At 60.8% G+C, this 23358-nt stretch carries 19 protein-coding genes; 13 read left to right on the top strand and 6 right to left on the bottom strand.

Annotated features, from left to right (window positions below; translation table 11 throughout):
* Nucleotides 1-93: 93 nt before the first annotated feature.
* From FHS49_RS08360 to FHS49_RS08370, 3 genes are all read right to left on the bottom strand, one after another.
* Entirely contained in the window at nt 94-1335 is a 1242-nt protein-coding gene (locus FHS49_RS08360) for an MFS transporter (RefSeq protein WP_184017191.1), read from the bottom strand.
* A 31-nt stretch (nt 1336-1366) separates the two neighbouring features.
* Nucleotides 1367-2446: an adenosine deaminase family protein gene (locus FHS49_RS08365; protein WP_184017193.1), complete on the bottom strand. Its 1080-nt coding sequence runs from the start codon at nt 2444-2446 to the stop codon at nt 1367-1369.
* 194 nt (nt 2447-2640) lie between these two features.
* Complete coding sequence (locus FHS49_RS08370; RefSeq protein WP_184017195.1) at nt 2641-4269, bottom strand: carboxylesterase/lipase family protein; 1629 nt, start codon at nt 4267-4269, stop codon at nt 2641-2643.
* A gap of 296 nt (nt 4270-4565) precedes the next feature.
* Here FHS49_RS08370 and FHS49_RS08375 point away from each other — a divergent pair, with 296 nt between their 5' ends.
* From FHS49_RS08375 to FHS49_RS08395, 5 genes are all read left to right on the top strand, one after another.
* On the top strand, nt 4566-5549 hold the full coding sequence (locus FHS49_RS08375; protein ID WP_246350446.1) for a ThuA domain-containing protein: 984 nt from the start codon (nt 4566-4568) through the stop codon (nt 5547-5549).
* Nucleotides 5550-5674: 125 nt separating this feature from the next.
* Nucleotides 5675-6235, top strand: a complete 561-nt coding sequence (locus tag FHS49_RS08380) for a gluconate 2-dehydrogenase subunit 3 family protein (protein WP_184017197.1) — start codon at nt 5675-5677, stop codon at nt 6233-6235.
* Between the two features lie 12 nt (nt 6236-6247).
* A complete protein-coding gene (locus tag FHS49_RS08385) occupies nt 6248-7960 on the top strand; it encodes a GMC oxidoreductase (protein WP_184017199.1) in 1713 nt (570 codons plus the stop codon).
* A 161-nt stretch (nt 7961-8121) separates the two neighbouring features.
* A complete protein-coding gene (locus FHS49_RS08390) occupies nt 8122-8535 on the top strand; it encodes a nuclear transport factor 2 family protein (protein WP_184017201.1) in 414 nt (137 codons plus the stop codon).
* Nucleotides 8536-8764: 229 nt separating this feature from the next.
* The gene (locus tag FHS49_RS08395; protein WP_184017203.1) at nt 8765-10003 is read left to right on the top strand and encodes an NAD(P)/FAD-dependent oxidoreductase; all 1239 of its coding nucleotides are present in this window, start codon (nt 8765-8767) and stop codon (nt 10001-10003) included.
* Nucleotides 10004-10035: 32 nt separating this feature from the next.
* Here FHS49_RS08395 and FHS49_RS08400 read toward each other — a convergent pair whose 3' ends face one another.
* Nucleotides 10036-10410 carry a RidA family protein gene (locus FHS49_RS08400; RefSeq protein WP_184017205.1) on the bottom strand — a complete coding sequence of 125 codons (375 nt, stop codon included), beginning with the start codon at nt 10408-10410 and terminating at the stop codon, nt 10036-10038.
* Between the two features lie 123 nt (nt 10411-10533).
* On the opposite strand from FHS49_RS08400, the gene FHS49_RS08405 reads away from it, so the two are divergent.
* The 8 genes from FHS49_RS08405 to FHS49_RS08440 all read left to right on the top strand — a co-directional run bounded on the left by FHS49_RS08405 (nt 10534) and on the right by FHS49_RS08440 (nt 19544).
* Nucleotides 10534-11670, top strand: a complete 1137-nt coding sequence (locus FHS49_RS08405; RefSeq protein ID WP_184017207.1) for a YkvI family membrane protein — start codon at nt 10534-10536, stop codon at nt 11668-11670.
* Between the two features lie 2 nt (nt 11671-11672).
* Complete coding sequence (locus FHS49_RS08410) at nt 11673-13076, top strand: aldehyde dehydrogenase family protein (RefSeq protein ID WP_184017209.1); 1404 nt, start codon at nt 11673-11675, stop codon at nt 13074-13076.
* An 83-nt stretch (nt 13077-13159) separates the two neighbouring features.
* Entirely contained in the window at nt 13160-13756 is a 597-nt protein-coding gene (locus FHS49_RS08415; RefSeq protein WP_184017211.1) for a helix-turn-helix domain-containing protein, read from the top strand.
* Between the two features lie 139 nt (nt 13757-13895).
* Nucleotides 13896-14846: an SMP-30/gluconolactonase/LRE family protein gene (locus tag FHS49_RS08420; RefSeq protein WP_184017213.1), complete on the top strand. Its 951-nt coding sequence runs from the start codon at nt 13896-13898 to the stop codon at nt 14844-14846.
* Between the two features lie 127 nt (nt 14847-14973).
* Nucleotides 14974-16563 carry a fatty acyl-CoA synthetase gene (locus tag FHS49_RS08425; RefSeq protein ID WP_184017215.1) on the top strand — a complete coding sequence of 530 codons (1590 nt, stop codon included), beginning with the start codon at nt 14974-14976 and terminating at the stop codon, nt 16561-16563.
* Nucleotides 16560-17948 (top strand): NtaA/DmoA family FMN-dependent monooxygenase, encoded by a 1389-nt coding sequence (locus FHS49_RS08430; protein ID WP_184017217.1) that lies wholly within the window; start codon nt 16560-16562, stop codon nt 17946-17948. Before FHS49_RS08425 ends, FHS49_RS08430 begins: the two co-directional genes overlap by 4 nt.
* Before the next feature lie 78 nt (nt 17949-18026).
* Nucleotides 18027-18791 carry an SDR family NAD(P)-dependent oxidoreductase gene (locus FHS49_RS08435; protein ID WP_184017219.1) on the top strand — a complete coding sequence of 255 codons (765 nt, stop codon included), beginning with the start codon at nt 18027-18029 and terminating at the stop codon, nt 18789-18791.
* A gap of 57 nt (nt 18792-18848) precedes the next feature.
* Complete coding sequence (locus FHS49_RS08440; protein ID WP_184017221.1) at nt 18849-19544, top strand: RraA family protein; 696 nt, start codon at nt 18849-18851, stop codon at nt 19542-19544.
* Nucleotides 19545-19667: 123 nt separating this feature from the next.
* On the opposite strand, the gene FHS49_RS08445 is transcribed toward FHS49_RS08440, so the two are convergent.
* Entirely contained in the window at nt 19668-20897 is a 1230-nt protein-coding gene (locus FHS49_RS08445; RefSeq protein ID WP_184017223.1) for a dihydrolipoamide acetyltransferase family protein, read from the bottom strand.
* A gap of 1 nt (nt 20898) precedes the next feature.
* On the bottom strand, nt 20899-23238 hold the full coding sequence (locus FHS49_RS08450) for a transketolase (protein WP_184017225.1): 2340 nt from the start codon (nt 23236-23238) through the stop codon (nt 20899-20901).
* Nucleotides 23239-23358: the final 120 nt, after the last annotated feature.

Below are 23358 nucleotides of genomic sequence, written 5' to 3' on the forward strand. Positions count from 1 at the left end.
AGATTCTCCTCACGATGCCATGGCATGGCGGGCTGCCCCTTCATGCCCATCAGCGGGTGCCGCGCCCTCAAGCCTCGGCAAACGCCATCGCTGCTATGCAGGGCTGCGGTCTGTCGACTCAAGATGACCGGACACCGGCTCCGCATCGTCGCGGATCAGACGGGTCGAAGCGTAAAACGCAAGAGCGGACAACAGATAACCAATGGTCATCACCGCAATCAACCCTGCCAGACCCATGGCCTGGATCAGCCAACCGATCAGTGCCGGAGCAACCGATGCGGAGATCAGAATCGCGCTGGACGCCGCAATCGCCAGCTTTCCGGTTCGGTCCAGCGAACTGCAAAAGCCGAACATGAAGGGCATGATGAACGCGTAGATGGTCTGCGCCACCACGAAGGAGAGCCCGAAAACGATTGGCGTTGTGGCGGAAAAAAAGATGGTCGAAGCGATCAGCGTGGCGACGATCCCGCCGAGAAGCGGCGGCAACCGGCCATAACGGGTGCCGATTGTCGAAGCCAGCCACGCCCCCCCGAAACAAAGCGCCGTGCCGACCGACAAGGTCATGCCGAAAAATTCGGCCGTGACATGGGCAGCTTCGGCCACCACGCCGGAGAAAGCCCAAAGGCCGACGCTGAATGTCGAGAAAAGGCCAATGGCCGCCAGCGGAAGGAGCATCACGCCCCGTGACCGGACAATCGCTTCATGGTCCTCAGTAGCGGTTCGGTCAGGCAAACGCGCAGGCAGCAAGGCGACCAGCGGAAGCAAAACGACGACCCACGCGCCATCAATCGCATAGACGCCCCATCCATCCGTCAGGGCACCGATATAGACCATGAATGGCAACACGACGATGCCTGCAAGCGCGCTGGCTGCATAGCTGCCGGCATAGATTCGATCCGGTTCCCGCTGGGCGGACAGGACGACATTGGCAGCGCATACGCACATGGCTGCGCCCACGCCTGCGACAACGCGAAGAAAAAGAAGCAGATACAGTGGCTCTGCAAGGCTGGACGCGAAATGCGCGATCGCAGCGATCACCGCCCCGGACAAGGCAAGGCGTCGCGGCGACATACGAGACGCGAGGGATGCCAGCAGAAACGCCGAGATGGCCGTCGTCACCAGTTCGACCGTCTGCACCAAGCCGGCCATGCCTTCGGTCAGTCCCCTGCCCTGCCGCAGCCCCTCGATCAGCACGGGGCTGAGATTTTGCGAGCCGAAGCCGATGGCTTGCAACGTCGCGGCCATGGCGAGCATGATCGGCGCGGCGGCACGAAGGCTCTCGAAACGTGGCAGCTTTTTTCCATTGATGACTTCGGCTGGGGCTTGGCTACTCACATCAAAGTCCTTTTCATGGAAACCCCAGCGATCACGCCGCAACCGGAGCGCGGGTCGAACGTGGATCCTCGATCAAGCCTTCGGCCGCCATGCGCCAGGCAGCCAGCCGCTCGTCACGATCCCGCGGATCGATCCACGCCATTTCAAGCGAGGTCATCGCCACTTCGACCATGTCATAGCGGTCCCAACCGTAAACCTGTTGCGCCTGAAGATACTCCTGGGCGATGTCGGTATGAAAGAATGACGGGTCATCGGTGCCGATCGACGTCTTGATGCCGAATCGGCGGAATTCATCAGCGGGATGGTCGGCGGGAGACTTGACCACACCGGGCATCATGTAAGCCACAGCACCTGGCGCCGAAGTGATCGGGATATTCCGAGCCTTATACTGCGCCATGAGTTCCGGTCTGCCCTTGAGATCGTAAGCGTGATCGGCCCGATCGAGTGGCAGTGCGAGTCCTTCGATCACGTCCTGTGGCGTATCGAGATGGCAGGTGGTGTGGAAACCCTGCTTCCGCGCAAATTCCAGTGCAGGCGCGAAATCGATGACGGGATTGATAAGATCCCCATCATTGCCGATGCCCAGAACGGGAGCACCCGCGTCGCGCGCCTTCATAGCCAATTCGACCACGTCGAAACCGCGCTTCGGATCATCGGCGCGATCGGTCCCGAGGATTATTCCGCCCGTTACTCCGGTATAACGCCTGATCTCTTCGAACGCCCGGCCCATAGCGAGGAGCGCATCGATCGGCGGAACGGGGCTGAACCCGATCTCGCCCGGCGTCGCCATCACCTCCACATGAACGCAGCCGCAGTTGATATGCTCTTCGAGCAGCCGCAGCGTCGCCTGTTCGAACATGTGCGCACTAGTCAGCGACGGCGCGACCTGGCGAAGGCGGGCAAAAAAGTCGGTCGCGCCGGCATATTCGTCGGGAAGCAGTCGCTGGGAATTATCCGCAAAAGGAAAGGAGCGGCGGACGGCACCGAGGAAATGCACATGCAACTCGGCTTTGGGCAGGCGGCGAGCCAGAACCCGCATGGCCTGCGCGTCGGACAGCACCCCGGCTTCGGCCTGTTCAGGGGTCCAGTCCCCATAGGATTCGGAATGCAAGCAAGACCCTCCTTGACGAGACCCGTTCATGTCGACCCAGTTCGAATCAAAATGCGACCGGCTACTGCGCTACAACTAGCGCGATGGCCGGCCGAGACCATAAGCATCTTTAGGCCCAGCCGACCTAAGAATGAGGTGGCGACATCTCCTCACCCGGAAGGAAAATGCCACCGCAACTCGGGTCAACCGACTGCTCAGAACAAACTCAGTCGTCCTCCGTTCCTGGCGTGGTCGCGCAACGCCTCCAGACGGGCGGGGCTGGAAACGGCATCCCGCAGTCCGGGTTTCAGACCGAACGCCATAACCTGCTTCGATTCGTTCACGCGCGGCCATTGGGGGCGCCCGGCGCGGTTAGGATTGCCGGTCTTGATGAAGGCGATCAGATCATCCTGCACCTGGCTTGAGACGGTTCGGTCGCCCGCGGCGAAGGGACGGGTGGCGGGATCGAGGTTTCCGAAAAAATAGGAGATTCCGGCCGAGTGAAACGATCCGAAATTTGGCCCGGCACGGGTCGGCGAAGGATGATCATACACATATTGGTATATGATCTGGTCGCTGCTGGACGCACGCGCGCTCGTCCACCGCGACAGCGAGGTCATATAGCGATCCCGCGCCAGCACCTTGGCCGAGACGGCGGCCTCAGCGTCGGTTGCATGAGGATAGAGCGCCAGGATGCGATCTGCGCGGGAGCCGAACCACCCCTTCACCAAAGACTCGAAATCCGCGACCGTCCTGACCATGATGAGGAAGTTCTCATCCTGATTGAAGCCGGTCATCATCGGCACCGGTGAGCGGGGCCGGCTGGAGCCGAGATCGGGATCGGCGGGAAGCGCCCATTGATCGACCACGGGCCAGAACGGGAAGGTGATCGCCGCGGGCGGCAGTTCCTGGTTCCATGGGACAGCGGCGAGGATCTTCTCGGCCGGAAGCGCGCGCAGAGCCGCAACATCGGGCGCTCCGAGCTTTTCAGCAAAGGATGCGCCAAAGGTCTCGGCATCCCGCAGATTCGGTGCTGGAAAGCCCATTCCGCTGCCGCTTAACACCACGGCCCGATGAAACAGCCCTGCCGCCAGCGGCGAGAGGATAAGCCCATTGGTCGAGATCGCGCCGGCGGATTCGCCCATGACGGTCACGTTCCCCGGATCACCGCCAAAGGCGGTGATGTTGCGATGGACCCAGCGCAGCGCCGCAGCCTGATCTTGAAGGCCATAGGTGCCAGAGGAATGATGCGGATCTTCCGCGGACAGTCCTGGATGGGCGAGATAGCCAAATGGCCCCAGCCGATAGTTGAGCGTGACGACCACGACGCCTTTCGCCGCCAGCGCGGCCCCATCGAACATCGGCATGGCACCCGACCCGATCGAGAATCCGCCGCCATGGATCCAGACTAGGACCGGGCGCCGCGCCGCCGCAGCCTTTTTTGTCCAGATGTTGAGGAACAGACAGTCCTCGGCAAAGGGTCCCGGCGTCACGAATTCTTCGGTGTAAGCGCCGCCCGGCGCGCCGGGTGCCTGAACGCAGCTTGCGCCAAAGGTTTTCGCGGCCTTCACGCCCTGCCAAGCCGTCGCCGGTTGCGGTGAGCGCCATCGGTTCGCGCCGACGGGAGGCGCGGCGTAAGGGATGCCGAGATAGGAATCGATACCGTCGCGTGTGTTGCCAGCAAGTTTACCCTGTTCGGTCGATACGGGCGTTTCGGAAGCCGCCACCACCAAATTGGGCGATCCGAGAAGCGCTATCGCCGCCAGGGCGGCGACTGGCGTCTTCTTTCCGGACGTCGAAAGACGCCTGGCTATATTTGAAAATTTCCGTGCGAGGATGTCCATCGATTCGTCTCCGTCGTTCCGGCCATGCCGCTGCGCGCAATGTGGCGAGAAGTGCCGTCAACGCAAGTCTCTCGAATCGAGGCGTTGCGACGTCCTAAAATCGGCAATTGATCTTGCCCTAACGCACCCCCTAAGCTCTCGGCTTGTTCGCTTTCTGAAGGATTAAGAACATCAAGAGTCTTGTACTGGCGGCGCTATTAGCCGCGGCCGTCTCCAGTCCTGCAGCCGCGCGCGCTGTCACAGACTGCGCGCTACGCGACGCCCCGTTTTCGGCTGATTTGCCGGTGCTGGATATCATGCTGAGCCCGGCGGCCAATGCGGTTTTCGAAAAGGCTCTGCCGAAACCCATCAGCCAGCTTCCACCCGACCTGTTAAGCACGAAGACCCCGACATTCGGCGCGATCACCCCCCTTCGCGACGCCGGCTGGATGACGGGCATCAAGGACGAGGCGATCCCGGCAATCGACGCCGAACTCAGGAAAATCCCTGTCACTGCTGCCGATCGCGTCTCCCGCTGCGCGCGCTACGATAATGACGTTCCCCACTTCAACCTGCCCGCCGGCAAGCCCCGCCTGCTGCTGTTCGAGAAGATCACCGGCTTTCGCGATGGCCCTTCGGTCGATGCCGCGCGCGACGCTTTCCTGGCGATGGCGGAGCGCAACGGCTGGGCCATCGCGCTCACCGAAAGCGCCGGCGCGTTCAATCCCAAAACATTGAGTCAGTTCGATGCAGTGATCTGGAACAACATCAGCGGTGACGTCCTGACCCTGTCGCAGCGCGATGCATTTCGGACATGGATGGAAAATGGTGGCGGATTTGTCGGCGTCCACGGTTCGGGCGGCGAAACCTTCTATCTTTGGGACTGGTATCCCGACACGCTGATCGGCGCGCGGTTTCTGGCGCATATCATGGATCCGCACTATCAGGATGCCCGGGTTGTGGTGGATGACGTCAATCATCCGATCGCCAAGGGGCTGCCTCGCGACTGGATGATGAGCGACGAATGGTATTCCTTCAAAGCCAATCCGCGCGCCTCGGGTGCCAAGATCATCGCCACACTGGATGAGAGCACTTATACCCCCGCCGGATTTTATGGGGAGAGCATCCGAATGGGCGATCACCCGATCGCCTGGACCAATTGCATAGGCAAGGGTCGATCCTTTTATTCAGCGATCGGACACCGGCCTGAGACCTATTCACAGCCCGAATATGTCACAATGCTGCAATCGGCGATCGCGTGGGCGGCGACATCGGGCAAAGGCACTTGCCCGGCCAAATGATGGTTTGAGCGCGGCTTTCAGGCCATCGCAATTTCCAGCATGGCCCGCCCTAATCAATGCGTTTGTCCCCCGCACTGCATTCGCTAGACTGAAACCATGACGGTGCGGACAACACCAAGGGGCATATGATGAACGACGCAGCCACGCTTCACAGACGGCAATTGCTGCAGCGGGCGATGCTGCTTGCCGGCCTGGCAGCCATCCCGAGCGAAATTCTCGCTGCCGTGCCGGAAAGCGCTGCGCCGCTGCTCGACAAAGCGAGTTTCAATCTGGTTACGGCCGTGGCGGACACTCTGATCCCGCGAACTGACACGCCAGGCGCTGTGGATGCCGACGTTCCGTCTTTGCTCGGAGACATGCTGAAGGGATGGGCGTCCGCCGCAACGCGCAGCGAATTGCTGGGCGCGTTGCAGGGGATCGACAGCGCTGCCCGTGCACGCGCCGGAATGACGTTCGCGGCGTTGGACCCAAGGCAACGTCATTTGATCCTGACCGAAATCGACGGATCGATCCCGGCCATGATCCCGGGCTACGCGCGTTTGAAGGATCTGATGACGATCCTCTATTATCTCTCCGAGCCAGGCTCGACGATCGAGCTGCGTTACGAACAAGTCCCAGGTCGGTGGGATCCATCGCTGCCCGTGACGCCAGAAAGCCGCACCGAAGGCGGGGCAACGCTGTTTTGATGAAAGTATATCATGTTTGATGCTATCGTAATCGGTTCGGGCATGAGCGGCGGCATAGCCGCGAAAGAACTGTGTGAGCGTGGATTGAAAACGCTCATCCTCGAGCGCGGCCGCAAGCTGACGCATGGCGAGGATTATACCGATTCACTGATGCCGTGGGAATTGCCCCACGCCAACAAGATCCCCGAGGACGAGCTTGCTGATTATCCGGTGCAGAGCCAATGCTATGCGATGACGGCAGCGAACAAGAGCTTTTGGGTGAATGACCGGGAGCACCCTTATTCCACGCCCGACGACAAGCCGTTTGTGTGGATCCGCGGCTATCATCTCGGCGGCCGGTCGCTCATGTGGGCGCGTCAGAGCTACCGGCTGAGTGAATCGGATTTTGCTGCCAATGGCAAAGATGGTCACGGTTCGGACTGGCCGATCCGTTATGCCGACATTGCGCCCTGGTACGATCATGTCGAAAAGTTCATCGGCGTCTCCGGATCGAAGGAAGGTCTGGAGCAACTGCCCGACGGCGAGTTCCTGCCGGCAATGGCGCTCAACGACGCTGAAGTCGATTTCCAGAGCAAGATCGAGAGAAGTTTTCCGGGCCGGCGCGTCATCCCCGGTCGCTGCGCACACTTGTCGGAAGCCAAGGAGCATCATCTCGAACTAGGACGGAATCCCTGCCAATACCGATCCTTGTGCGAACGCGGATGCTCCTTCGGCGCATATCATTCCAGCCTCAGTTCATCCCTGCCCGCGGCTGAGCGGACCGGCAATCTGACCACGATCACCGATGCGATCGTCCACAGCCTGATCCAGGATCCGAAGACCAAGAAGGTTACCGGCGTGCGCGTGATCGATGCTCACACCAAGGAGGGGCGGATATATGAAGCAAAGATCGTCTTCCTGTGCGCCTCGACGATCGGGACGGCACAGATCCTGCTCAATTCGAAATCAGCCGAAAATCAGACCGGTCTCGCCAATTCGTCCGATATGGTGGGACGCAATCTCATGGATCATGTCAACACCGCGGGCGCGCTGGGCGTCTATCCCGGACTTCTCGATCGCACCTATTTCGGCCGTCGCCCTACCGGCTTCTATATTCCCCGATATCGCCATGTGACCGAGGCCGCCGAATTCATGCGGGGCTATGGCTTCCAGGGCGGCATTTCGCGCGCCGGCTGGCACGAGGCCGCATTCGCAACACCCGGGGTCGGTGCCGAATATAAAGCGGCGATCCGCAAGCCCGGCCCATGGACCATCTTTCTGAGCGGTTATGGAGAGATGCTGCCCAATCCTGACAATCGGGTCACGCTGCATCCCAACCGGATCGACCAATGGGGCATCCCGATCCCGCATATCGAGATCAGCCACGGCGACAACGATCGGCGTGTCGCCAAACAGATGGATCTCGATGCGGAAACGATGCTGATTGCAGCGGGTGCCACGATCATCAAAGCGACGCCACCCTCGGGCGAGGCTGATGCACAACCGGTCAGCATCGCTGCCGCGGGAAGCGGCGTCCACGAAATGGGGACGGCGTGCATGGGCAAGGATCCGCGAACGTCCGTTCTCAACGGATTCAACCAGGCGCATGATGTGCCAAACCTGTTCATCACGGACGGATCGGCTATGGCCTCGACCGGAACCCAGAACCCCTCGCTGACCTATATGGCGCTGTCCGCCCGCGCGGCCTATCATGCGACCGAATTCCTCAAGGCGGGACAGGTCTGATCCAGGCCGCCTGACTAAATGGCGCGATCGCGTCGCTTCAAGCAAAACGGGCCTCTGCACGAGCGGCTTCACATGGTGGCCCCCGTCCCGGCACGCATCGTGCGATCGACGTGGACTTTGACAGGATCGCGGACTTTGACAGGATCAAGGTCATCCATCTGATGCCTCGCCTGGGCTTTTCTTGTGATCAATCAATTCTGTGGAGACATTCGATGCGCGACGCCAAAGCCCAAGAAATTAGCGACGGCATTCTGCAAATGTATCGTTCGAGAGACGCAGGATTTCTGGCCAAAATGGCGGCCGACGATTTCGTTTTCTGGGACAATGTGAGCGTTGTCGAAAAAACCGTCGACACCATCATGACGGAGTTCAATCAACACGTCGGGCAATTTGAATCCCTGGATGCCACGCCGGTGCGGTTCGAGCCGTTGAGCGACGGGTTCCTGCTGCAATATGTCGTCCAGGGTTTTGTCGAGCGCGATGAAAGCGCGAAGGACCAGCATGTTTGCCTGATCGTTCGATTGAAGGAGGGGCGGATCGCCCGCATCGACGAATATTGCGATTCCGGCGGGTGAATGCGTTGCACCGGCGGTCGCGGACGGCGCGCGCCATCTGATGATCGCCGCTCCATTGACAGTCAGATGTTGAGTGGCAAATTACGACATCCAGCGATTGTGACGTTCGACCAGAGCCACACCCACAGCGTAAAGCGGCCATAGGGAAGATTGATTGCCAATAGGAAAATTATTGCCAAACGGATAACTCGTGATAGGACCAATTTGCGAATGTTGGAGCCTGCAAGTTATGAAGACGGATGTGTTGGTTCTTGGCGCTGGCATCGTCGGCACGGCATCTGCACTCGAACTTCAGCGGCGAGGACGTTCGGTGGCGGTCGTCGATCTGCGCGAACCCGGTGCCGAAACATCGTTCGGCAATGCCGGCTTCGTCCAGAGCGAAGCGTTCATGCCGCCCTTGTTTCCGCGCCAACTGGCGACCCTGGTCCGGTACGCGCGCAATAAATCGATCGACGTGCATTATCACGCGACAGCACTCGGCGGTATGCTGAAGCCCTTCTTTCAATATTGGCGCAATTCGGCTCCCGATCGGGCGATGCAGATCGCCAAGGCCCGGGCACCGCTCATTTCGCGTTCGACCGCCGACCACCTCGAACTGGCAGCGGAAGTGGGTGCACAAGATCTGTATCACCAGACCGGTTTCGTCCAGGGATTTCGCCGCGAAGAGCCCTTGGCCGCTCTGATCGAATCCATCCGGCCCATCTGCGAACAGTTTTCGGTCCCGTTCGACGTTATGGACGCGGATCTGCTCCATGCGCAGGAGCCGAATATATCTCGGGACTTCATCGGCGGCGTCCATTGGACCGCACCCTATACCGTGCGCGATCCAGGCGATCTCGTCGCGTATTATGCGCAAGCCATCCGCAATGGCGGTGGGGTGATCGCGCGGGGCGATGCGCAGTCTCTAGAGCGCCATGCCGAGGGATGGACCATGCCATCCTCCGAAGGCCCGATCGTGGCGCGTGAGGTTGTCATCTGCCTTGGCCCTTGGGCCCCGCCAGTCGTTGCAAAGTTCGGCTATCGGCCGCCGATGTTCCACAAGCGCGGCTATCATTTGAATTACGCCGCCGCGCCTGGTGCGCTGAACCGGCCGTTTGCGGATTCGGACCATGGCTATGTCCTTGCGCCCATGCGGCATGGGATTCGCCTGCTCACGGGTGCCGAATTTGCGCCGGTCAGCGCACCTTCAACCCCCGTGCAGATCGGGCGCGCCGAACCACTTGCCCGTGCTGCGCTGCCGGCGCTCGGCATGGCGGCCGATTCGACCCCGTGGCTGGGCGCGCGCCCGTGTATGCCCGACATGTTGCCCGTGATCGGAGCCGGTTCGGAGCGCGGCCTATGGTATGCTTTCGGACACGCTCATCAAGGCTTCACCATGGGGCCGACCACTGGCGTGCTCCTCGCCCAATTGATCACCGGCGAGGAGCCGTTTACCGATCCCAAACCGTACCGACCGGACAGGTTTTGACCGCTTAGCCGTCCCCTGTCCGTCCGACGGCTTTAGCCGCGCTGGGACGTCCGGCTGGCGATGGCATCGATCTCCACGAGCGCGCCGGGCAGCGCGAGGCCGGAAATGACCGTCGATCGCGCCGGGCAAGGAGCCTTGAAACGCTCAGCATAAACCCCGTTGAATTCACCGAACAGGCTTGCATCGGTAAGCCACACGCTGGTCTTGACGACATTGTCGAGGGTCAGGCCCAGCTCGGCCAGCACGCCTTCGAGAGCGTCGATCACCACCTCGGTCTGCTCCGCCACGGTTTCGCCGGCGATCTTGCCTTCTCGAAACGCGATCTGGCCGGAGAGAAATACCAGATCCCCTGTTTCTATCGCGGCGGAAATAGGAACATTCACGGCAGGGGACTTAACGATCTTCATGGGTTGTCCTTCTTCAAGAGATCGGACGCCGAACATGCGCCCGCGCCTCCCCTACTACCTCTTATCCGATTGACAATCTCATTTCCGGATGGAAAATACCTGTCTCTCAACAAAGGATTGCAGATGGCGCGACAAGGCAGTTCATTCGTCGACAGAATTCTGCTGCCCGGGCTGGCGTTCAAGGCGTGCGTCATCGGCGGTGGTTATGCCACGGGTCGCGAGTTGGTCGAGTATTTTCTGAAGAACGGCCCGGCCAACGGCCTTCTCGCAATGATCGTTGTGACGATCGTATGGAGCGTGGTCTGCGCCCTGACATTCCTATTCGCCTTTGTGATGAAATCCTACAATTATCAGGACTTCTTTCGTCACATCCTGGGCCGCTTCGCCATCGTGTTCGAAATCCTATACTTGGCTTCCATCGTGCTGCTGCTCGCCGTATTCGGCGCAGCCGCGGGCGAGATCGGGTTTTCGTTGTTCGGTGCTCCCAGGCTGGCCGGCACGATGGCAATGGTGGCAGCCATTCTCGCCGTGACCTATTCGGGCCAGAAGGGTGTGGAGGAACTGTTCAAATATGTTTCGATCCTCCTTTACCTGGTTTACGCGATCTTTCTGGTGGTCACGCTGTCGCGCTTCGGCGGTGAAGTCGCAGGCGCGTTCGCCCTGCCAGCTCCCCCTTCGAATTGGCTGTTCGACGGACTCACCTTCTCGGCCTATAACGTGCTGGCTGCAGTGCTGATCCTGCCGGTGCTGCGTCATCAGACCCGCGCGCGCGACGCGGTCGTGTCCGGCCTCCTGAGCGGGCCGCTCGCCATGATACCGGCCATATTGTTCTTCATCTGCCTGCTGCCCTTCTATCCGACGGTGCTCTCGCAACCGCTTCCGTCTGATTATGTGTTGCAGGCACTGGGCAGCCCGATGCTGCGCTTCGCGTTCCAGACGATGATCTTCTTCGCCCTGCTGGAGAGCAGCGTCGGCAGCGTTCAAGCGTTTCAGGCCCGTATTTCTGCCCTGGCCGAGCGATCGGAAAGCAGGATGCTGGGCCAAGTCCGGTGGATTTTTCCTCTCGTAATCACGATCGGATCCATCTTCATCGCTGAGGGCATCGGCTTGATAACGCTGATCGCCAAGGGCTATCGCCTATTCGGCTATGCGATCGTGCTGGTCTATCTGATTCCGCTGTTTGCGATCGCATTGCCCAAGTTGCGGCGTCTCAAATTCAAATCCGCTGAGGGCAATGGCGCCAGCGTAGTGGGAGAGTGAAAATGCAAGACTATTTTATGCTTATCAACGGCCAGCTCGTCCCCGGGGCCAAGAGCTTTGACGTCATCGATCCCGCCAACGAAAGCGTGCTGGCGCGGTGCCCCTGGGCGTCCGAAGAGCAATTGAACGAAGCCGTGGCCGCCGCCAAATCCGCTTTCCCCGCTTGGGCTTCCACGCCGATCGCCCAGCGCAGCGCGCTTCTGGTGAAGATTGCGGATGCGATCGACGCCGACGCGCCGAATCTGGCGCGTCTTTTGACGCAAGAGCAAGGCAAGCCGCTCCCCGAGGCAGAAGCGGAGATACTGTATTCCGCGTTGTTTATCCGGAGGTTTGCAACCTTTTCGCTGGAGCCCAAGACGATCGAAGACAGCGAAGGTCGCCTCGTCGAGGTTCATCGGCGACCCTTGGGCGTCGTCGCGGCGATCGTTCCGTGGAACTTCCCGGTGCTGATCGCGACCTACAAATTCCCCTTCGCGCTTCTGGCCGGCAATACAGTCGTCCTGAAGCCAGCGCCGACAACGCCGCTCACCATGTTGCGCATCGCATCATTGGTGGCCGACATTCTGCCGCCGGGCGTTTTCAACGTCATAGCCGACCAGAATGACCTTGGTCAGAAGCTGGCGGAACACCCCTCCATCGCCAAGATATCCTTCACCGGCTCCACCGCGACCGGGCGCAAGGTGATGGCGTCCGCAGCCTCAACCCTGAAAAGGATGACCCTTGAACTCGGCGGCAACGACGCAGCGATCGTGCTGGGTGATGTCGATCCCGTCGCCGTCGCGAAGGACATCTATGGCAGTGCGTTCATGAACGCTGGCCAAGTGTGCATCGCGATCAAACGCGTTTACGCTCATGCCGACATTTACGACGCGCTTTGCGACGAGCTCGCGCGCCTCGCCGATGCGGCGATCGTCGATGACGGCCTGAAGCAGGGCGTGCAGATGGGACCGCTGCAAAACAAGGCGCAGTTCGACAAGGTCAAGGCGCTGCTGGAAGAAGCACGCGGCGATGGAGCCATCGTCGCCGGTGGCGTGGTCGAAGACCGTCCGGGCTATTTTGTCCGGCCGACAATCATTCGGGACATTACCGATGGCAGCCGCCTGGTGGACGAGGAGCAATTCGGACCGATCCTGCCCATCGTTCGCTATGAAGACGTGGAAGACGCCTTGCGGTCTGCAAACGCGTCGGAATATGGCCTCGGAGGCTCGATCTGGTCGAAAGACCGCGCTACGGCGCGTGATCTCGCGCTGCGCATGGAAGCGGGCACGGTCTGGATCAACAAGCATCTCGATTTCGGCCCCGACATCCCGTTCGCCGGCGCTAAGCAATCGGGCATCGGCGTGGAAGTCGCCCAAGACGGGCTTGACGAATATACGCAGATCCAGGTTTTGAACGAAGCGCGATAGGCCGGACGAAAGATCGAAGGTGGCGGTCCGCGTCCACTAACCACCGCGTTGCGCTTGGCACGGACACCTCTTAAGAGGTCGCCATGAACAAAGACAAACCGCAACTGGGCTCGATTATCCGCAACTTGCGTTCCGAACGCGGCTGGACGCTGAAGCAGATGAGCGAAGCGGTGGACATCACCATGTCGACCCTTTCGAAGATCGAGCGTGGGCAATTAACGCTGTCTTACGACAAATTGCAGCAGGTCAGCGACAGTCTGGGCATCAGCTTGTCGGACCTGTTTGCGCCCAACCGGAATTGGGTTGCGGCGGATGCGCCGGTGACTGGGCGCCGCGCCATCGACACTTTGGAAAAGGCGCTCCGCGTCAATACCAACAATGGCGATATCTTCTATCTTTGCACCGAGCTTCGCCAGAAGCAGATGGTCCCGCTCGTCTGCCAGGTCAAAGCCCGCAACCTGGATGAGTTCGGACCATTATCTCATCACCGCGGCGAAGAGTTCGTCTATGTGCTCGAAGGCAGCGTCAACGTGGTGACTGAATTCTATAGCGATTTCATCCTCAATCAGGGGGAGTGCATGTATTTCGATTCAAGCATGGCTCACGCCTATCTCATTGCGCCGGGGTTCGAAACCGCAAGCATCCTGAGCGTCGGCATGAGCGATCGCGCGCAGGTTTGACAATCGGGTCACAACAAGTTTTCCGATTGACCCAATTTGTCTGATCGGATAAATTGGATTCTCATAAATTGTCCGTATGGCGTTTAGACGCCATGCTCGATTGAGGATGCCGGTTGTGATATTGAAGCCCACCAGCAGGATGCCGAATATCACCAAGCTTCAGTGCTTGCTCGCAGCGACGTGCCTCATGCCGTTCGGCTCCCACGCGCTGGCGCAAACACCGGCAGCAGCGGAGACAATGATCGTCTCGGGCATCGGCGGCCCGGAAGCGCCGGTCCTCATCGGACGCGATGTCTATTACGTAGGCTGGACCGATAACATCCTCGCCAAATGGGATGGACACCAGGCCAAGGTGTTGCACCACGATGCCACCTGCGAACATAATGGACTGGCCGCCACCGCGGATGGCCACCTGCTTCTCGCTTGCCTGGCGGACGCCGGAGCGATCGTGAAATTGACCCGCGACGGCAAGGAAATCCAGCGCTGGAAAACCGACGTAGCCGGCAGGCCGCTCAAAGGCGGCGTCAATGATTTCGCGGTCACGCCTAATGGCGGCATCTATGCGACCATCTCGGGGCCGCTGTCGGATCCGCCCGGGCTGATTGCCGGCAAGGTGCTATATCTGGCCCCGGGCGCGCACGATTGGGTCGAAATGGCGGATGCGCTCAACTACGCCAACGGCCTCGCAGTTTCGCCTGATGGACGCACGCTCTACGTCGCCGAGTCGATCGGGAACTCGATCACGAAATTCACGATCCAGGCGAATGGCACCCTTTCAGATCGTGCCAATTTTGCGCTGCTGAACGTGCTGGTGCGCGACAAGATCCAATCGGCATTCATCGGCCCCGACGGCATCAAGGTGGACCGCGCAGGAAACCTCTACGTCGCCCAATTCAACGGCGGCAAGGTGATCAAGATTTCGCCGACCGGCAAACTGATTCATGTGTTTGAGATCGCTGCCGGCGACGGCGTGACAAATGTCGCGCTCAGCCCGGATGAGCGCGCGCTTTATGTTACTACTGTTCGTGATCCGTCGGATCCCAAGGCGACGGGATCGCTCATCCGTATGCCGAACCTGACTGCGCCTTAAAGACCAGTGCGCCATCTGTGCGCAAGACGAGCCAGGTTCGGGCCATTCGATTCCAGGCGGCGCGCGGTGTTTTGGTCCGATGCCCCATTGGCAAGATGTGGGACCGCTGTTGGATAGGGAGGCCACGATGAACGATACTATCGGTGCAGCGCTCCACCGGGCGGCACGCAAATTCCGCGATCGCACGGCAATCAGCTTCGGAGACCGGAGCTGGAGCTTTCGCGATCTGGATCGGGCGGCCGGAAATGTGGCCCGCGGACTCCTCGCAACGGGGCTGCAAAAGGGAGACAGAGTCGCGGTCTTCGGGGCGAATTCAGACGCTTACCTGCTGTGCTGGCTCGGATGCGCCCGAGCCGGGCTGGTCCATGTGCCAATCAACAACAAACTGTCCAGCGGCGAATTGGCCTATATTGTCGGGCAATCCGGATCCCGCGCGATGTTCTGCGATGCCGACCGCCTGGCGGAAGTGGCCGCCCTACCCGACCTGCCTTCGCTCTCGATCTTCGGCACACTGGCTGCGGATGCCGGGTTGGATGTGCTTCGCCTGGCTGGTCAAGGCGACGGCTCACCGCCCGATGTCGCGGTCGAAGGCCATGACCTGGCACAGATCCAATACACGTCCGGAACCACGTCTGCCCCCAAGGGCGCGATGATGACGCACGCAGCGATTCTTGCCGAATATATGTCCTGTATTCACGATCTCGAATATGCGGAAGGCGATGCGTGTCTGGCCGCTCTGCCGCTTTATCATACCGCGCAGATGCACGCATTCTCCATGCCGCAATTGCTGGCCGGGGGAACGATATGGATATTGGACCGGCCCGATCCCATGCTCGTGTTCGAAAGGGTGCGGCGGCATAGGATCGTTTCATTCTTCGCGCCTCCGACGGTATGGATCAGCCTGCTGCGTCACCCCGCGTTTGACGACCACGATCTGACGTCCCTGACCAAGCTTTATTATGGCGCGTCGATCATGCCCCGGCCCGTGCTTGACGAGATCGCGCGACGCCTGCCCAATGGCGGCCTTTTCAACGTCTATGGCCAGAGCGAGATCGGGCCGGTTGCCACGGTTCTGAAGCCGGGCGAACACGCCGCACGTCCCACGTCAGCGGGGCGTCCGGTATTGAATGTCGAAACGCGAATCGTCGACGAACAGATGAACGAAGTGCCGGCGGGTGCGCGCGGCGAGATCGTCCATAGATCGCCTCAGCTCTTGGCCGGCTATTGGCAGCGTGACGACGAGACCGAGGCGGCCTTCAAAGGGGGATGGTTTCATTCCGGCGATGTCGGGATCATGGACGAGCAAGGCTATCTCCACATCGTCGATCGTGTCCGCGACGTGATCAACACCGGAGGCGTCTTGGTCGCCAGCCGCGAGGTCGAGGATGTGCTGTTTACCCATCCCGCAGTTTCGGAGGTTTCGGTCATCGGCTTGCCGGATGACAAATGGATCGAGGGCGTAACCGCTGTGGTGATCCTTCGCGCTGACGCCGCGGCCAGCGAGGGTGAATTGATCGATCATGCGCGCCGCTCGCTCGCCGCCTATAAGGTGCCGAAGCGTGTCTATTTCGTCGATGATCTGCCGCGCAACGCAGCGGGCAAGATCCTGAAGCGCGAGCTTCGCGAACATTTCGGCGCGACGCGCGATCCATCCAATGATCGCGGCCTATCGATCATCCCAAATGTCCAAGAATTGTCTGGAGATCACACATCATGAATAAAACGAAAAAGCCCCTGTCCTTCGGCGTGATCCAGGGTCTGGCAATGTCCGGCATGGTTACCGGCATCTGGGCGCATCCCGATAACAATTCGCACAACTTCCTTGCCTTGAATCACTGGATTGATCTGGCGCGCAAGCTCGAGTCCGGCGGCATCGACTTCCTCTTCTTCGCCGATCAATTCGCCTATCCGTTGAAGAACGGCACTCTGGCGCCACGCACTGTTCAGGATGCCGTGTCGTTTCCCATGGGCGATCCTGTGGTGCTGCTCTCGGCGCTTGCAGCCGCCACGACGCACCTCGGGCTCGTGACGACGATGTCGACCATGACCGAGGCCCCGCCCCATATCGCGCGTCGCCTGTCCACGCTGGACAGCCTTTCCGGTGGCCGGATCGGATGGAATGTCGTGACCGGCGCAAACCAGCAGTCCACCACCCGGATCTTCGGGACCGCCCTGCGCGAACACGGCGAGCGCTATGCCATCGCCGACGACTTCCTGGAACTGGTGCTCAAATTCTGGGAGGGAAGCTGGGAAGATGGTGCCGTCCTGAACGACAAGGCGGGCCGCGTCTATGCGGATCCCGCCAAGGTGCATGAGATCAAGCATCAAGGCCCGTATTTCAGCGCCGAGGGCGCGATGATGGTGCCGCCTTCACCGCAGCGCACTCCCGTTCTCTTTCAGGCCGGCACGTCGAGCGCCGGGCGCAGGTTCGCAGCAAAGTTCGCCGAAGCGGTCTTCATTTCCGGAAGCAATCCAAGCAAGGCGATCGCCGACATCACAGCCATACGCACGCTGGCGCAAGAAGAGTTCGGCCGCGATCCCGGGTCGATCAAATTCATGGCTGGCGCGTTGTTCATCACCGGGGACACCGAAGCGGAAGCGCGTCGCCGGCGCGAAGAAGCGGCATCCTATTCAACGATGGAATCGGCCATGCTGGAATGGTCCTACCACACCGGCATGGAGCTGACCGAAGCCGATCTCGACAAGCCCATTCCCGGACAGACGAATGCGGTGGATGCGAAATCGCTCGTCGAAAAATATGCCGCTGGCAAGGGCGAGCAGCAGCAGCCGCAGACCATCGGCGAGATGCTTGAGCATCTGCGCCGCAATGGTCCGACAGGGCTTGGCTTCACCGGAACGCCCGAGCAGATCGCTGATGAAGTCGAAGCATTCGTCGACCAGACCGGTGTCGATGGGTTCCTGATCGAGCCGTTCTTGACGCCTTCGACCTATGACGATTTCGTGGATGGCATCATGCCCGCGCTGCGCAAGCGCGGCTTGGCCAAGAGCGGCTATGCGGGATCCACGCTACGCGAGCACCTCTTCGGCGAAGGGCACGCGCGACTGGGGAACGACCATATCGCAGCATCATTCCGGCGCTGACGAGCCGCTTTGCCGTGTTCGAAACGGCGCTCGACATCGGCAGGCATGTCGGCATTTTTACGATTAAGGAGACGAACAATGGCAGATTCTTATAACCTCTACGGCAAGGTCGCGCTGGTCACCGGCGCGGCCCAGGGCATCGGCGAACATAGCGCCCGGCGCCTGGCCTCGCTCGGTGCCAGCCTGATCTGCACCGACGTGAATGAAGCGGGTGCCGCAGGTGTCGCTGCCGATATCTGCGCGCAGGGCGGCAAGGCGATCGCGGTCTCGCTCGACGTTGGCGACGAGATCGCCTGGCAGGCTGTGGTCGCCAAGGCGATGGAAACCTTCGGCAAGGTCGATATCCTGGTCAACAATGCCGGCAAGCTGGAATTCGAACTCATCCAGGACATGGAACTGGAGTCGTTCGACCGGATGATGCGCGTGAACGTGCGCGGCACATTCCTGGGCTGCAAATATATCCTGCCCGCCATGCAGGCGGCCGGCGGCGGAGCGATCGTCAACATCTCGTCCAACTCCGCCATGGTCTCCGACATGCCCGGCTGCGCGGCCTATTCCGCCTCCAAGGGCGCGACGCGGGCGATGACCAAGGGCGTGGCGATAGATTATGTGCCGTTCAACATCCGGGTAAACTCCGTGCATCCCGGGCTTATCGCAACCCCGATCGCCAAGCCCTTTATCGACGATCCCGAATCGCTGCCCATCGTGCTTGGCCGCACCCCCATGAAACGGCCCGGCGAGCCCGAAGAAGTCGCCAATCTGGTGGCCTTCCTTGCATCCGATCAGTCATCTTTCATGACGGGCTCCGAAGTCGTCATCGACGGTGGTTTCACCGCTTGCTGATCCATGCGGCACAAGGGCGTCCGCTTCGCATCCCCTCTTGTTTGAAAGGGCAACGCAATGATCGATGAAGCTCCTCTCGTCACCATTCAGCGAAACTTTCCCAGGCCTGATGAGCAGGCCATCGCGCCATTCAGAACAGCATTCTCGAGCAATGTCGTGGATGCCATGGGTGGCCGCGGCGCGCTGGATCACAGCATCAGGCCGATGACGGGCATCGATCCGATCGGCATTCGCATCGTCGGCACGGTGCTGACATGCCACGCAGGGCCGGCCGACACATTGGCGCTGCTCGCCGCGATCGAGATCGCGCTGCCCGGCGATGTGCTGCTTTGCGCTACCGACGCATTCACTGGCACCTGTGTCGCCGGTGATACGGTGTTGGGTCTCGCCCGGAATCGCGGGGTGGCCGGCTTCATCACCGATGGCGTCGTGCGCGACGTCAAGGGTATCCTGGCAACCCGAATCCCGGTCTATTGCCGGGGGATCAGCCCTAATTCACCGCACAATAACGGCCCCGGCACGGTCGGATTGCCGATCGTTATCGGAGGCGTGCAGGCCCAGTCCGGCGACGTCGTGATCGCCGATTGCGACGGTGTCGTCATCGTCCCCCGGGTGGAGTTGGCGGCGCTGGCCCAGAAGCTGCTGGACGTCGAGGCGGCGGAAAAAGGCGTCGAGAAGATGGTGCGCGAAGGCCTGACCGCGCCGAGCGATCTGCTGCCCATACTCAAGTCGGACCGCATCAAATATGTTTGACGTTGCGTGCTGCTGAATGCCCATCACGCTGGATAGATTTGTGCGAACGGAGCAGCGGGCTGGATAGCCCGATGCTCCGTTCGCACCATCAAGGTGCCGGATCGTTTCGTGGCGGCTGAAACGTCATACACATAGCAGCATCGGATTTTCGACCAGTTCCCGAAATGCCTGCATGAACTGCGCCGCGGTCGCGCCGTCGATGGCGCGGTGATCGAAGCTGCCTGTCGCCGACATGATCGTTGCCAATCCGATAGCGCCTTCCACCTTCCATGGTTGCTCAACGCCCGCGGCGACGCCCAGGATCATTGCCTGAGGCGGATTGATGACCGGTATCATCTCGTCAATGCCGAACATCCCCAGGTTCGAAAGCGAAGCGGTGCCTCCGCTATAGTCCTCAGGTGCCAGCTTTCCGTCTCGCGCCTTTTGTGCCAGCGCCTTGCTGTTCCGCGCTATCGCCTTGAGCGAGAGGCTGTCGGCGGCGCGAATGACCGGCGTCACCAATCCACCCTCGATCGCGACCGCCATTGCGATGTCCGCCCGGCCGAAATGATGCAGGGTATCGCCGCCGAACTGCACATTCGCGTCCGGCACCGCGATCAACGCCGCGGCCATGGCCTTGATCAACATGTCGTTGACACTGATCCGGTCCGTGCCATCTGTCAGGCTGCCGTTAAGCGCGCCCCGCAGCGCCAGCAGCGCATCGAGATTGCAGCGCGCCGTCAGGTAGAAGTGCGGCACGGTTTGCTTCGCTTCCGACAGTCGCCGTGCGATCGTGCGTCTCATGCTCGATAATGGCGTGGTTTGGACAGGAAGGTCGGCGGGTGGCGGCGCGATTTCGGCCCGCGGCGCGCACGTCGGACCAACCGCCCGCGCGCCAGCATCGGGCTGCGCGAGGCCAAGATCGACCCGCACGATGCGGCCGTTGGGTCCGGTTCCGGTGACGGTCGAAAGATCAATTCCCTGGATCCTGGCGATCCGCTGAACCAGGGGACCGGCCTTGATGCCGTCGAGGATCGGCTCAGGCGCGATGACCGGCACATCCGGCGCGGGCTTGGCCGACGAGGAAGTCAAAGGGACGGCAGCCTCCCGCGTCGGCTGGGCATCCATGTCGCCCGCCTGCGCAAGCAAAGCTATGACCGTGCCCACCGCAACATCCTGCGGCCCCTCACCGACAACGATTTGCAAGATTGTGCCGTTGTCGATCGACTCCAATTCCATGGTCGCCTTGTCAGTCTCTATCTCTGCCAAGAGATCACCGGTGCGGATGATGTCGCCCTCCGCAACCAGCCACTTGACCAGGGAGCCCTTTTCCATGGTTGGCGACAAAGCGGGCATCTTCAATTCGACGGTCATGTCAGTGGCCCAGAAAAAGTTCGGCGGCGGCGTCGATGATCGCCTCGCTATCGAGTCGATAGGCGCGGTGAAGGTCCGGCAAATCGCCGGTCTGGCCAAAGCGGTCGGTGCCGAGCGGGCTCACCCTCATGCCGGCGACGCCGCCCAGCCATGACAAGGCACCAGGCGATCCATCGAGTACAGTGACCAGCCCGGCCCCCGGCGCAAGGTGAGACAGCAGCATCTGGGCATGACACGGCATTGGCTCGGAGCCGTTCCAGCGCGCCGCGCGCTGCGCAGACCAGCCGCGGTGGAGCAGATCGGGAGAGGTGACATTGAGCAGGCCGAGGCCCGGCAGATCGTCGGCCAATTGTTCCCAGGCCAACAGCGCCTCGGGTGCAACCGCGCCGGTGAAGACGATCGCCGCCTCGGCCCCTTGCGTCGGTTTGCGCAACCAATATCCACCCTTCAGCGCATCCGCCTCCCAGGCGTCGTCCGCCCTTTCGACCTGCGGGATCGATCGGGTGGTCAGCCGCAAATAGGCAGAGCCGCCATTCGGTGACTGCATATGCTCGAACGCCCAGCGCATCATGGCCGCCACCTCATCGGCATAGGCCGGCTCGAAATAGGTGAGATTGGGCTGGCCCATGCCGATCAGAGGTGTGTTGATCGATTGGTGCGCTCCGCCTTCGGCCGCCAGCGTCAGGCCGGACGGCGTGCCCACCAGCAAAAAGCGCGCATCCGAATAACAGCCGTAGTTCAGGGCATCCAGCCCGCGCGCGATGAACGGATCATAGACCGTGCCCACCGGCAGCAACCGCGTACCGAAATGCGGCGCGGCAAGGCCCAGCGACGTCAGCAAGAGGAAGAAATTGTTCTCCGCGATACCCAGCTCGATATGTTGTCCAGCCGCGTGCTGGGACCATTTTTGGGTCGACGGGATGCTCGCTGCCTGGAAGACGTCGGCCAGTTCGCTGCGCCGGAACAATCCACGCTGGTTCACGAAAGCCCCGAGATTGGTCGTCTGGGTCACGTCCGGCGCGGTGGTGACGATCCGGTCGGCAAGTTCCTCGCCCGATTTCGCGAGATCGAGCAGGATTCGTCCGAATGCCGCCTGAGTCGATTGCTCGGCGCCTGCCGGTGCGGGCAATCGCGGAATCGCACCGGCGGGAACGTGTGGCTCCACCCTGCCCCGCGCGATCGGACTGGTCTCCACAAAGGCCTTGAGATCAGCGGCGATGTTGTCGGTCAGGCCACCCCATGGGGTCCATTCCTCACCCTCGGCAATGCGCAGTCCGGTCCGAAACTGGTCCATCTGGGCCGGATTCATCATGCCGGAATGATTGTCCTTATGGCCAGCGAGTGGCAGGCTATGGCCCTTCACGGTATAGGCAATAAACAATGTCGGCTTGTCGTCCTGCGCCGCATCAAACGCGTCGATCAGAGTCTCGATGCAATGGCCGCCAAGGTTCGTCATCAGCCGTGCGAGGCCCTCGTCGTCGAAGCTGTCGATCAACTCAACAGCGGCCCGATCGTCCCCGATGTCGGCCAACAGCCGCGCACGCCAGGCCGCCCCGCCCTGGTAGGTAAGCACCGCGAATTCGGCATTCGGGCAATTGTCGATCCAGGCCTCCAGGGTCTTGCCGCCAGGGCGCTTGAAGGCCTCACGCTGACGCTTGCCATATTTCAAGGTCACGACGCGCCAGCCGCACGTCTCGAAAATGTCGTCAAAGCGGCGGAACATGCGATCGGCCGTGGTGGCGTCCAGCGACTGGCGGTTATAATCGACCACCCACCAGCAGTTCCTCAGATCGTGCTTATAGCCCTCGATCAGGCACTCATATATATTGCCCTCGTCCAGTTCGGCATCACCCATCAGCGCGATCATCCGTCCGGCGTCCTCCTCGCGCACACGGCCGTGGGCGATCAGGTAATCCTGAACCAGACTGGAAAATGCCGTGACGGCGACGCCCAGCCCCACCGAGCCGGTCGAGAAGTCGACCGGGATCGTATCCTTCGTGCGGCTGGGATAGGATTGCACCCCACCAAGGCCGCGAAAGCGCTGCATGTGATCGAGAGTCTGGTTACCCAGCAGATAGTGGATGGCGTGCAGCAAGGGACCGGCATGAGGCTTGACCGCCACCTTGTCCTGCGGTCGCAGCCCATAAAAATAGAGCGCTGCCATGATCGCGGTCATCGAAGCGCAACTCGCCTGATGCCCGCCGACCTTGAGCCCATCGCGCTTGGGACGGATGTGGTTGGCATTATGGATCATCCAGGATGACAGCCACAGCAGCCGCGTTTCCAAATGCTCGAGCGCGCTCACCAAATCCTGCCGGGAACGAGAGTTGACCAAATCCATGAGCCGCTTTCTTTTTGGAGATAGATGCGCATTACGACGGATAGCCTGGCATGTCCTTGCGAAGTCTATCGACTTGCCAAACATAATTGGCAGATTATGCTTATATCAATCAATTATAAG

Source organism: Sphingobium boeckii, from assembly GCF_014199215.1.
Classification (GTDB): Bacteria; Pseudomonadota; Alphaproteobacteria; order Sphingomonadales; family Sphingomonadaceae; genus Sphingobium_A; species Sphingobium_A boeckii.